A 12,011-nucleotide genomic window follows, 5' to 3' on the forward strand; every position below is an offset into this window, starting at 1 on the left:
TGGAGCGGGAACCCTAGAATCCCCGGGCGAAATTAGACCATGCCCACGCCCTCATCCGGACAGCCCAAACCCGTCACCGTCTCGATCGTGAGCCACGGCCAACTGGCGCTCGTTCGCCCGTTGATCGAGGAGCTCGACCGCTTCAGCAGCGGCATGGTCGCCAAGGTCGTGCTGACGATCAACATCCCCGAAGCCGACCTGCTGGCGGGCGCGACGTGGGGCTTCGAGATCGAGCGCATCGAGAACGCGGCACCGAGGGGCTTCGGCGCGAATCACAACAGCGCCTTTGCGCACTGCGCGACGCCTTGGTTTCTGGTGCTGAATCCGGACATTCGCTTCGACGCCGACGTGCTGGCCCCGCTGCTCGCCCAGGCGAGCCCCCGCAGTGGACTGCTGACACCACGCATCCTCGAGCCCGGCAAGCCGGCGCCTGAACAGCATCGGGCCATCATCACGCCGCACGAAATCGTCGCACGCAAGCGGCCGGGCTATATCCGCCCTGCCGTGCCGCACTGGATTCCCGGGCTTTTCATGCTGTTTCGGAGCGAGGCTTTCCGCACCATCGGCGGCTTCGACGAGCGCTTCTTCATGTACGGCGAAGACTTCGACATCTGCGCCCGCACGCAACTTGCGGGCTGGACGCTGCAGGTCGCCGAAGATCTGCTGGCTCGGCACGACGCCCGACGCGCGAGCCGCACGGATGCAAAGCACCTCTATTGGCACATCACCAGCCTGCTCAAGGTGTGGAGTTCGCCCGCGTTCTGGCGATTTCGCCAAGCACTGCGAAGCGGTCAGCTCTCGGCGCGGTAGAGCCGCCGAAAGCCGCGGATCAGGGGAAACTTGGTCGCGGCGCCCACCGCCCGCACGAACCCGGGCGAACTGTGCGCCAGGAGGAACCGCGTGATCCGCAGCTTGGTCTTGGCGCGCCAGCCGACATACGGATTGGTCGTCACCATCAGGACATAGTCGTCCAGGTGCGCGAACATCTCGCCCCTGTACTCGTTGTCGAGCTTGATCGCCTGGATCGCATGGTCCACGAAAAGCTTGCCGAATCGCGGCATCAGGTAGTCGCGAAGGTAGAAGCGCCCGCGCTTCGGCTCGTCCGGAAAGGTCGCCGCGAGCTTCTTGAAGAAGCGATAGCGGCTTCGAATCATCCGGATGCCGAAAGACGTGCTCTCGGTGTGAATGCACCAGACCGTCACCGCGCGATCCAGAAAATAGTTGCTGTAGCCCTTGCGGAAGATGCGCATGAACAGGTCGTCATCCTCGAATCCCATGAACTGGGAGTCGAATCCGCCAACCGCATCGAAGGCCGCACGGCTCACCAGCGTGGCCGAGGGCAGCACGAACATATCGTTGCGCAGCAGATCGAAGATGCTCGTCTTCGGGTTGGTCTTGGAGTGCTCCTTGACCAGTTCGGTGCTGACGACGTTGCCGTCCACGTCCGCTTCATAAAGGTCGGCATAGACGAAGCCAAAACGAGCGTCATCGTGCGGAATCGCCCGGGCCAGCACCTCGATGTGGTTCGGAAGATAAAAATCGTCCTGGTCCAGGAAGCAGATGAAATCGGCCGTCGAAGCAGCGACGCCCGCATTGCGCGCGGAGCCTTGCCCGCCGTTTTCCTTGTCGACGATCCGGAATGGATAGCGGGCACTCAGGGCGCCGAGTGCCTCGCGTTCTTCAGGGCGCGAGCCGTCATTGACGACGATCACCTCATGGGCGGACACCGTCTGGTTGAAGACGCTCCTGACCGACCGCTCGATGAAATCGGCTCCGTTGTAGAACGGAATGACGACCACCACCGAAGGCTCGGCGGCGTTGTTGAAGGCTTGCGTGTCGTGCATTCGAGGGCCGGATGGTTCTTCAGACGGATTCAAACAGGTCGCGCACCACACCGCGCGCGCCGCGGCCGAACTTGTTATAGCGGCCGGTCAAGGCTTCGCGGAGCACAGGCACACAGCGCGCCACCCGCGACCGCGGAAGCGCTGCCCGGAACCGTTGGTGCTCCAGCTTGTCGCGCAGCTTGCGGATGGTATCCGGTGCGACGAGATCGCCCAACGACAGCAGCCGGTCGAGCAGCAATTCGGCCTTCTTCGCGCGGTTCACATGGGTATCGCCGCGGGATGCCAGCGCCTTTTTGACCTTGCCCATGAAAGTGTCCCGGCGCGCACCGATCTGGTTGTTCTGGTGCTGGCGGTACTCGATCAAGGGGTCCTCCATCACGTCGACGCGCCCGACGGCAGAAGCGACGATCGCCAGCCATTCATCGTGAAGCCATTCCTTGGGGAACGTCAGGGCGTGCGCGAGCAATGAGCGGCGAAACACCGTTGTCGCGCCGGTTGCCAGGTTGCGGCGCAGGAAGACGTCGAAAGCTCGGCCGCTATGCAGCCATTCGAGTTCGAAGCGCTTGACCTCGAGCGCGTGGAAAAGCGACTGGCCGAGATCGTTTCGGTCGTCGTCGACCAGGCGCGCGTCGCTGTGCAGCAGGAGCAGATCGGGGCGCTTCTCGAACTCGGCGACCATTTTTGCGAGCCGATCAGGGACCCAGACGTCGTCCTGATCGCTCAGGGCGATGAGGTCGCCGGTGCAAGCGCTGACGGCTTGCTCGAAGTTCTTGGTGACGCGCAAGGACTTGACGTTGCGGAGGATGCGCAGGCCGATGTCCAGGCCCGGGCGCTCTTTGAGGCAGGCATCCAGCGTGGCCTGCGCTATTGCGATGCAATCGTCAGTCGACGCGTCGTCAGACAGGACAATTTCCATGGGCGGGAAAGTCTGCGTGCAAATGCTGCGGATTTGCTCGGCGATGTAGTGAGAGCCGTTGTAGGTGCAGAGAGCGACGGAAACGGTGAGGATCATGGCTTGGCCGCTCCTGCGACCCAGGGTACCCGTGGAGGCCACGCGAGGCCAAAGTCCTCGGCATAGACCGTCAGGTTGGGGTTGTAGGCGGGGTCATTGGCAATCAACGCGCCCCAACGCGATCTCATATAGGCCTGCTCCCGGTCAAAAAGCTCGCGGCGTTCGGGCGAGAAGTCCGATCCGCGTGTTGCGGACTCGTGATGGAACAGCTGCGCGTGCGGCGTCCACACGTTGCGGTACCCGGCTTCGAGCAGTTTCAGGCAGAAATCGACGTCGTTGTAGGCCACCTTCAGCTCCGCCTCGTTCAGGCCACCGACCTGCTCATAAGCCGATTTGCGAACGACGAGGCAGGCGGCCGTCACGGCCGAGAAGGACTGCAAGGAGATCGAACGGTTCATGTAGCCGGGGTCCCATGCGGACAAGAACTTGTGGGCGTGAGACGCGATGCCGGTCGCACCGCCGACACCCAGAAGCACGCCGCCATGCTGCACCGTTTCGTCCGGATAGAGCAGCTTGGCGCCCACGGCACCGACGCCGGGCTGCAACGCAATGGAAACCATCTCGCTGAGCCATTCGGGAGCAATGACCTCGATGTCATTGTTGATCAGCCCGATCACTTCGCCGCGTGCGCGGCGCACCGCTTGGTTGTTCAAGGCCGAGTAATTGAATGGGCGATCGTCGCGTATCACCGTGATACCCGGCTGCTTTTGCAGTTCGCCGAAGTACCCCAATGCCGCAGGATCATCCGAGCCGTTGTCCACGAGCAGGATTTCGTAGTTCGGGTAGGTTGTCTCAGTGACGATGCTTTCAATGCATTGGCGGACCAGATCCAGCCCATTGCGCGTGGGGATGATCAGCGAAACCAGTGGAGGGGCCAACGGAAGCTCAAAGTGGACGCGGCGGCCATTCTCCGTATCGAGCACGCGCGCTGCGGTTCCGATGCGAAGGAAATGATCGGTGAGCGCCTTCGCCTCGGCCTCTGCAGTTGCTGAAGAAAGCACCCCATCGTCGCCTTGCGGCCTGTGGCACAGGACCCGGGGTATATGGCGGATTTGCATCGGCCTCAACCTCTCGGCGCTACGGAGGACGAGGTCGTACACAGCCGCTGCGCCGGCATCTTCACGAAAGCCATCGACTTCACCGAGCAAGCCTTTCGAGAAAACCGCCAGGTGCGAAGCCAAATTCTGCGAGTAGAACAACTCGACGTTCCAATCGGGCTTGAACAACGGTTCGATGCGCCCGCCTTGGTCATCCAAGGTGTCCTCATCTGAATAGACGATCCTTGCGTCAGCATGGCTGTGGATCTCAGCGGCGACGTGGCATAGCGCGTACCGAGGCAGCACGTCGCCGGGCTCGAGAAGAACAATCCAGTCCCCGGAAGTAGTGCCCAAGGCGCTGTTCAATGCCTCCGCCTTTGAAAAGCCCGGCCGGCACGGGTGCAGCTTGATGCGCCCTTCTTTCAAGGCCTTGCTTGGAAGAATCGCTTCAGCCCGGGGGACATCGCCTCTCTCAAGGGCAATCACCATCTCTCGGTCCTGATAGGCCTGCAACAGGATGGAATTCACTGTTGAGGCCAACCGAGGCAGGCCGTCGGACGAAGCGACCATGACGACCGACAGCACCGGCCGCTCGGCGCGGGTAGCCATCTCCACACAGAATCGATCTGCCTCACCTTCGGCCATCAAGTCGTAGAGCCGAGCCCACTCCGCATAGCTTTCAGATCGCCGAATGCTCGCCGGATCAAGGAGTGACTTCCGGCCGTTCAGCTGTCGGCGGAGCCACCGTATCGGTGCAGACATCCGCCAGCTCGTCGATTCGCGCAATGCGCGGATCTCACCCTCGAGTCCGCTCACCTGCGTCTGCAAGGCACGAATCCGGCTATTCAACTGGGCGCTGTCCGGACCCGCTCTTTGCGTGCGACGGGCTTCGGACCCATGCGTGGTCGGCAGCGTTGGCTTGGTGAACATTGCTCGAGATCTGCGGCTTGTCTGTCGCTTCTGTGTTAAACGGGGCGCTGCCGATTCGTAGCGTACGGTCAGGGAGGCTGGGGCAGCCCGTAAAATTATCGCCCGTCCAGATTCCAGGAAAAAAATGCGCTTGCTATCCGTCGTGCTCTCTGGGGGCGCAGGCTCTCGACTTTGGCCCGCATCGCGCCAGACCTTCCCCAAGCCTTTCATCAAGCTGGGAGGTTCGACCTTGCTCCAGCAGGCGGTGGAACGCGGACAGGCATGCGGAACCGGCGACCTGATGATCGTCACCAACAAGGACCATCAGTTCCTGACGAGCGACGTCCTGAATCAGATGGCCGATCCGCCGGACACCACCTTGCTGCTCGAGCCCAAGGGTCGGAACACTGCCCCCGCCATCGCGCTCGCAGCGCTCCAATGCACCAGGCAGTTCAGCGGCGACACCGTCATGCTGGTCCTTTCGGCCGATCACCTCGTGCCTGACGTGGAGGCTTTCGTCGCCAGCGCAAGCCAGGCCATCCGGCTCGCGACGCAAGGCAATCTCGTCGTCTTCGGCATCAGTCCCACGAGCCCGGATACCGGCTTTGGATATATCGAGGTGGAACACGCATCTCGCGAAAGCCAACGCACCAAGCGCTTCGTCGAGAAACCCGATCTGCAAACCGCGCAGGAGTACCTGGCCACCGGCCGCTACTACTGGAACAGCGGCATGTTCTGCTTTACCGCTGACGCCATCATCGCGGCTTTTGAAAAGTGCGCCCCTGAGGTGCTCGTCGCGGCGCGGCGCGCGCTCGACTCGTCCAAGACAACCGGCAAGGCGATCCAGTTCGACCTGCATGCGTTCGGATTGCAGCCGGACATCAGCATTGACTACGCCGTCATGGAATGCGCGGACAACGTCCACGTCGTGCCGGCAAAATTCGCCTGGAGCGACGTCGGCTCCTGGCCATCGGTCGCCAACGCCCACACGCCGGATGCAAGCGGCAACACCATGCCGCCAGACGCGGTCGCCATCAATACCACAGGCACCCATGTGCAGATCGACAGTCACGGCCCGAAGCTGGTCGCTACGATCGGCGTGCATGACCTCGTCATCGTCGACACACCCGACGCACTGCTGGTCAGTCACAAGGACAGTGCGCAAGACGTCAAGCGCGTCGTCGATACACTGAAGGGCCGGTCGCACGAATCTGTCCACCTGCCGGCCGTTGTTCATCGCCCGTGGGGCACCTACGCCTCGCTGAAGGAAGAAGACGGCTACAAGGTCAAGCGCATCACCGTCAAACCCGGTGAGGCGCTATCGCTTCAGTACCACCATCAGCGCGCGGAGCACTGGGTGGTCGTGCGCGGCACGGCCATGGTCCAGGTCGGCGAACAGGAATACAAGACATTGCCCGGCGAATACCGCTATATCCCCCTGAAAGAGAAGCATCGTTTGACGAACATCGGCGAAGACGAACTGATCCTGGTCGAAGTGCAGTGTGGCGCCTATCTCGGCGAAGACGACATCGTTCGGCTGGCCGACACGTACGGGCGCGTATGAGCCAGGCACATTCGAACTTGCATCGCAGTGCTTGGGGCGATTGGTGGGAAGGCACCCGCCGTACCGACATCTGGTGGACCCTTGCGTGGTTCGACATCGTCCTGCGCTATCGCCGCTCGATGCTGGGCCCGCTGTGGCTCACGCTGAGCATGGGCGCCATGATCGCCGGGATGGGGCCGCTGTACAGCTCCCTGTTCGGGACCGAGCTTTCGAAGTTCTTTCCGCACCTGGCGCTCGGGATCATCTTCTGGGGTTTTTTTGCCAGCATGGTGATGGACTCGTGCAACGCTTTCATCAGCTCGGGCAACTACCTCAAGCAAGGCTATTTTCCGATCAGCCTTTTCGTTTGGCGCAGCATGGCGCGCAACATCATCCAGTTCGCGCACCAGATCGTCCTGTATGTTCCCGTCGCAATCTGGGCCGGCGTCACGCTGTCATGGTCGGCGCTGCTTTTCGTACCGGCGTTCCTGCTTTTGCTCATCAATGCGCAGGGCATAGGCATTGCGCTCGGTCTGGTCTGCACGCGCTTTCGCGACGTGACCCAGATCGTCACCAGCGTCATGCAGATGTTGATGTTCCTGACGCCCGTCTTCTGGTTGCCATCGAGCTTGCCTGGCCGCGCCCAGTACATCTTGTGGAATCCGTTTGCGCAGATGCTCGATCTTTTGCGCACTCCGCTCATGGGCGGGGTGGCCGAAAACCACAACTGGTGGGGCATCCTGGCCTGGACGGCCGCAACCCTGGTGGTGTCGAGCCTTCTCTTTGCAAAGTACCGCCGCCGGGTCGTCTACTGGCTGTAAGAACAAGAACATGGCCCTCATTTCCCTCAAGAACGTCTCGGTCAACTTCCCAATCTATGGCGCCGGCGCTGCTTCCTTCAAGAAGACGCTTGCCGCATCCGTCACCGGCGGCCGCTTCGGCAAGGAGACCGGCGTCAACGTCGTCCAGGCGCTGAGCAACATCAACCTTGAACTGAAGAGCGGCGACCGCCTGGGGCTCATCGGGCACAACGGCGCTGGCAAGTCGACCTTGCTGCGCACGCTCGCGGGCGTCTATGAGCCTTCGTCGGGCGATTTCGTCCGCCAAGGAACGGTCTCCAGCCTCATCGACCCTTCACTGGGCATCGAAGTAGATGCGACCGGTGTCGAGAACATCATGCTTCGCGGCCTGGTGATGGGTATGAGCAAGAAGCAGATCGATGCGCTCACCCCTGAGATCTGCGAGTTCAGCGGGCTGGGCGAATATGTCAACATGCCGGTTCGCACCTATTCGACCGGCATGCTGATGCGCTTGGCTTTCTCCATCTCCACCAGCGTCGAGGCCGACATCCTGCTGATGGATGAATGGCTGTCAGTGGGTGACGCGGAGTTCACGGAGAAGGCCGAGAAGCGCATGAAGGACGTGGTTGCAAAATCCGGCATTCTTGTTCTGGCTTCCCACTCGCCAAGCCTCATTGCCAAGGAATGCAACCGAGTGATCCACATGGAGCACGGGCGGATCGTCGACGTCCAGCAATAGATCCGTCAGCTCACTGGGGTGCGTCGCTCTGTGCCCTGATCTCCGCAAGGCGGCTCGCGATTCTTCGGCCTGCTGCCTCGAGCGACAAATTGGCTTCCGCACTTGCCTTGCCCCGGGCGCCCACTTCGCGCGCCCAGTCCTGATCCTCATAGACACGGCGCATGAGCTGCGCCGCTTGCTCGATCGATGGCTCCGCCCATTCCAGATCGGCTTCGTAGGGCGGAATCGGCTTGCCGAGCTTCACCAGTTCGTACGGCACGAGCAGACTGTTGCCTTCGTCCATGAAGTCCACGTTCCCCGAAAAGTTGGTCGCGATCACGGGCTTGCCCATCAGCATCGCTTCGGCCATGGTCAAGCCGAGACCTTCGCTGCGATGCAGCGAGACATAGGCATTGCAGGCATCCATCAGCGACAGCACTTCGTCCGGGCTGAACACTTGGTCGATCACCGTGATGTTCGCGCCCGCTGCGGCGTCGCGCAGCTCCTGAAGCTGGGTTGGATGGCGATCGCCGAAAGAGGTTTTCAGCACGAGTCGGACCGCATCTTCCGTGCGAAACGCCTGCTTGAAGGCTCGAATCAGGCCCAGCGGGTTCTTGCGCTCCATCACGCTCATCATGTGGAAGGTGAAGAGGAATGTGAATGGAGCTTCATCCAGGCCAAAGTACTTTTTGCCGCGCCGCTCGAAAGGGGCGAGCTTCACCCCCGGAAACAGTGTGCGAACTGGAATGGAGAGCTTTTCGCGCAGCCCCTTGGCCACGAATTCGGTGGCGGCCCATACTTCGTCGACCTTTCGCGCGTGGGCGATCCAGCTGTCGGGGATGGAATCGAACTCCCAATACCAATAAGCCACGCGATAGGTTCGCGGTGTGCGCTCAAACAGACTCGCCCGCTGGTAGGCAGTGTCGAAGAACGGCTCCGGCTGAGTGTGGACGATCGTGATGTCGTGGCATTCCATCCCGCGGAAATCGACGTGGTGAGGGTCATCTTTTGCATCAGTGTGAACATCCCGGAGCGACACCGACACGCCCACTTTGCCCACGGCCTTGACCATCGACTCGGCCGATACCCGAAGCCCTGACGGATAGCAGAAGTGGCCAATCACGTTAACGCCAAGCCGTGCGAGTTCGGCGCCGGCGACTTCGATGTCGACCCCGCGGCACCACTCAGAAACAGCGATCGGAAGCCCGCTTTCAGCGGAGGACAACCACGCAAGCAATGCCCGCGCGCTTCGCTCGTCGTGCAATGCATTCGGATGGGCCGCGCGCCATGCCTCTCGGCAGGAGTAGCTCACTCGAATTTGATCGGCCGCGTCCTCCCACTCGGGCCAACTCGACGGGTCGACCCAGGACCCCAAAGCGCCGTATGCGGAAGAGAACCAGTTGGCGAAGGCGTCTCGTCCGAACACGGTCAAGCCGTCGGGATGCTGTTGCTGCCATGCCGGGGTGAACGCATGAGCCAGCATCAGTTCGCGTGAGGGATTGCGCTCTGCTTCCAGAAGCAGCCACCAGACTTCCTCGGGCCGCAGACGCATTTCGACGAGCCCGCAGCCTGCAAACCAGCGAAACAGCGCGCGCCGGCCAGCGGGCGTGAGGCCGTGCGGAAGCACCGACATCAGCATGCGGCTCGTGACGAAGTTTTGTCTCGCGCGCGCAGCAAGGTCGGCATTCAATGCGGCGCTGACATGCTGCCAACAGCCTGCGTCGAGGCCGAGTTCTCCGATGCCCGACTGCCGGAGCCATGTGCCCAAGCCGCCTTGCGGGCCACCAGCAAGGCCAGCGGGGAGTTGCGCGCGAAGGTCCGGACGACTGCGCCACAGGTCGATGCAAAATCGTGCCGCAGACCAAAGGTCCTTCACATCGGAGGCGCCTGTGCGCGACCACAGCATCGCGTTTGCATTGGCAAGAGGGCCTAGCGCGTCAGTGATCTGCGCGTCGTCGAACAGATCGAGAGCATCGGCAGGGGGCACGGAGACGTTGCGCTGGACCATGGCCGCCCGGGCAGCCTCACGGTCCACGAGCATGGCGGTCTCCCTGTCTCGCGCCTCCGCTGCGGCGCGATCTCGCAGGAATCGCATCCGCTGAGGCATCCGCCAAGGCGTGGCGAGCCACCAGGCGCTCTTGGCGGCCCTTCTCACATACCACGCGATCTCACGATCAGACATACCGCTGCAGGAAATCTGCGTATGCGGCACGAAGACCCGTCTCGAGAGAGGTTTTCGCCTTCCACCCCAAAGCGCCGAGCTTGTTCACGTCCAGTAGCTTCCGCGGCGTTCCGTCGGGCTTCGTGGCGTCCAGTTTCAGCTCCCCTGGGTACCCGACTGTCGTTCGGACGAGTTCTGCAACCTCCCGAATGGTCACATCTTCACCGACACCCACATTGATCAAAGGTGTGACGTCAGGATTGGTGAGCATCCGAAAACGGTCCTCTGGAAGGTCGAGCAAGAACGCGATTGCATCGCCGATGTCCGACGAATACATAAACTCCCGACGCGGCTTGCCCGAACCCCACACTACGACGGAAGACTCGCCCCTCACCTTCGCCTCATGAAAGCGTCGGATGAGAGCCGGAAGCACGTGCGAGTGCTCCGGATGGTAGTTGTCACCAGGGCCGTACATGTTGGTCGGCATCATTGCGAGGTATCGGGTGCCGAATTGTCGATTGAACGCCCAGCACGATTCAACACCCGCGATCTTTGCGAGCGCGTAAGGACGATTCGTCGCTTCGAGCGGCCCTGTAAGAAGGTATTCCTCCTTGATGGGTTGCGGGCAGTCGCGAGGGTAAATACACGAGGAGCCCAGAAAGATCATCCGGTCGATGCCGGCTTCGTGCGCCGCATCGAACACGTTCAGCTGAATGCGCAGGTTGTCGTGCAAGAAGTCAACCGGGAACTTGGAGTTCGCAAGGATGCCTCCAACCTTGGCCGCGCACATGACGACATGGTCCGGCCGTTGTTCGAGAAAGAACGCGCGAGTGGCATCGCGATCTCCGAGGTCCAACTCCGCATGTGTGCGGGTCACGATCCGAACGTCGGCACGGCCGCGCAGGGCCTTAACCGTCGCGGAGCCGACCAGGCCGGCATGACCTGCGACGAATACTTTTTTTGCTTGCATTTGGAATCTCTGTAGTTCGCCGAGTACGACTCGGTTTTGCAGTGCTCAAAGGCGACGAATGTGTCTGACTATTCTGATCAATGGATGCCACACAAGACGCGTCGCCCTGAAGATAGCGTAGCGCTGCGATGCTTCGCGAAGCGACGCTGCGACCGAAGGGTCGGAGGAATCGGGCGGAGCCTCCTCGACCGCGATTTCACGGACGCCGAAGGGGTGCTGATACCTGCCGGCGTAGAGCGCCTCGCTCGGGGTGAGGATAAATCGCTCCAGGTCTTCCTCTGCCTGTTCCCAGGCGAGACGTCCAGCCCGGACGCCTTCGGCGGCGCGTGCACCGAGCTGCGCGATATTGGAGAAATCCAATGGCTGCGGATGTTGGAAATCGTAGAGCAATCCGTTCAATCCGGGGATGATGTATTCGTTCATGGTTCCGAAATCAGGTGCCACGACGCACTGCCCCCGGGCCATTGCCTCGAGAAAGGATTGTCCGATGCCCTCCTCCAGTCGAGGAGCGAAGTAGACGTTGGCGCGCTCCATGATTGCTTTCAGTTCCGCCTTGTCTTCGAACCAGGTGGAGGTCGTGATGTGGTGGCGCTCCAAATCCTCGCTGGAAGGCAGTTCAGCCGGCGGCGTGCCCGGATCCACGGCAAGATGGATATGAAAGCTGTCGAAGGAAGTGTTGGCGATCAATTGGCGAATCAGTCGCCACGGCAGTTGCTCCTCCCGCCGCACCCAAAAGAACCCATGAAGGCCCTGCCTCTGCGATGAATGCAGTTCCACCAGCGGCTGGTAGTAGCGCACGAAGTGGCTCACGATGCCGAAGCCGGTCGTCATGCAATGCGCGGCATTCGAGAAATTCAAGACCTTGGAACCCTGGAATGGCTCCCAAAAATCGGACAAGTTGTAGATGGGTCCTTGCCAGAATCCGAATTGGTCGAGCATCGGGATGTACACGACATTCGGGTGCGCCAGCCTGAAATAGCTCTGGTCGGGCGGGCAGTAGGACTGGAACATGATGAC

10 protein-coding genes are annotated in these 12,011 nt (G+C 61.4%); 4 read left to right on the forward strand and 6 right to left on the reverse strand.

Annotation, left to right across the window (positions count from 1 at the left end):
• Nucleotides 1-39 precede the first annotated feature (39 nt).
• Nucleotides 40-810 (forward strand): glycosyltransferase family 2 protein, encoded by a 771-nt coding sequence (locus AC1DEK_RS09280; protein ID WP_478124933.1) that lies wholly within the window; start codon nucleotides 40-42, stop codon nucleotides 808-810.
• On the opposite strand, the gene AC1DEK_RS09285 is transcribed toward AC1DEK_RS09280, so the two are convergent.
• From AC1DEK_RS09285 to AC1DEK_RS09295, 3 genes are read right to left on the reverse strand one after another with little or no spacing between them, the layout of a single operon-like run.
• Entirely contained in the window at nucleotides 792-1,844 is a 1,053-nt protein-coding gene (locus AC1DEK_RS09285; protein ID WP_478124934.1) for a glycosyltransferase family 2 protein, read from the reverse strand. The genes AC1DEK_RS09280 and AC1DEK_RS09285 overlap by 19 nt on opposite strands.
• 19 nt (nucleotides 1,845-1,863) lie before the next feature.
• Nucleotides 1,864-2,856, reverse strand: coding sequence for a glycosyltransferase family 2 protein (locus AC1DEK_RS09290; protein WP_478124935.1), 993 nt, complete (start codon nucleotides 2,854-2,856; stop codon nucleotides 1,864-1,866).
• A complete protein-coding gene (locus tag AC1DEK_RS09295; RefSeq protein ID WP_478125279.1) occupies nucleotides 2,853-5,033 on the reverse strand; it encodes a glycosyltransferase family 2 protein in 2,181 nt (726 codons plus the stop codon). The genes AC1DEK_RS09290 and AC1DEK_RS09295 overlap by 4 nt, the downstream gene beginning before the upstream one ends.
• Between AC1DEK_RS09295 and AC1DEK_RS09300 the strand changes: the two genes are divergently transcribed.
• The 3 genes from AC1DEK_RS09300 to AC1DEK_RS09310 are packed head-to-tail and all read left to right on the forward strand — an operon-like array spanning nucleotide 4,948 to nucleotide 7,884.
• Nucleotides 4,948-6,366, forward strand: a complete 1,419-nt coding sequence (locus tag AC1DEK_RS09300; protein WP_478124936.1) for a mannose-1-phosphate guanylyltransferase/mannose-6-phosphate isomerase — start codon at nucleotides 4,948-4,950, stop codon at nucleotides 6,364-6,366. The genes AC1DEK_RS09295 and AC1DEK_RS09300 overlap by 86 nt on opposite strands.
• Nucleotides 6,367-6,383: 17 nt before the next feature.
• Complete coding sequence (locus AC1DEK_RS09305; RefSeq protein WP_478124937.1) at nucleotides 6,384-7,166, forward strand: ABC transporter permease; 783 nt, start codon at nucleotides 6,384-6,386, stop codon at nucleotides 7,164-7,166.
• Nucleotides 7,167-7,176: 10 nt separating this feature from the next.
• Nucleotides 7,177-7,884, forward strand: coding sequence for an ABC transporter ATP-binding protein (locus AC1DEK_RS09310; protein WP_478124938.1), 708 nt, complete (start codon nucleotides 7,177-7,179; stop codon nucleotides 7,882-7,884).
• A gap of 10 nt (nucleotides 7,885-7,894) precedes the next feature.
• On the opposite strand, the gene AC1DEK_RS09315 is transcribed toward AC1DEK_RS09310, so the two are convergent.
• Genes AC1DEK_RS09315 through AC1DEK_RS09325 form a run of 3 tightly spaced genes read right to left on the reverse strand, consistent with a single transcriptional unit; the run spans nucleotide 7,895 to nucleotide 11,825 of the window.
• Entirely contained in the window at nucleotides 7,895-10,045 is a 2,151-nt protein-coding gene (locus tag AC1DEK_RS09315; protein WP_478124939.1) for a glycosyltransferase, read from the reverse strand.
• The gene (locus AC1DEK_RS09320; RefSeq protein ID WP_478124940.1) at nucleotides 10,038-10,994 is read right to left on the reverse strand and encodes a GDP-L-fucose synthase family protein; all 957 of its coding nucleotides are present in this window, start codon (nucleotides 10,992-10,994) and stop codon (nucleotides 10,038-10,040) included. Before AC1DEK_RS09320 ends, AC1DEK_RS09315 begins: the two co-directional genes overlap by 8 nt.
• Before the next feature lie 45 nt (nucleotides 10,995-11,039).
• Nucleotides 11,040-11,825, reverse strand: a complete 786-nt coding sequence (locus AC1DEK_RS09325; protein WP_478124941.1) for a glycosyltransferase — start codon at nucleotides 11,823-11,825, stop codon at nucleotides 11,040-11,042.
• Nucleotides 11,826-12,011: the final 186 nt, after the last annotated feature.

This window comes from Variovorax sp. 10N420 (assembly GCF_056394705.1).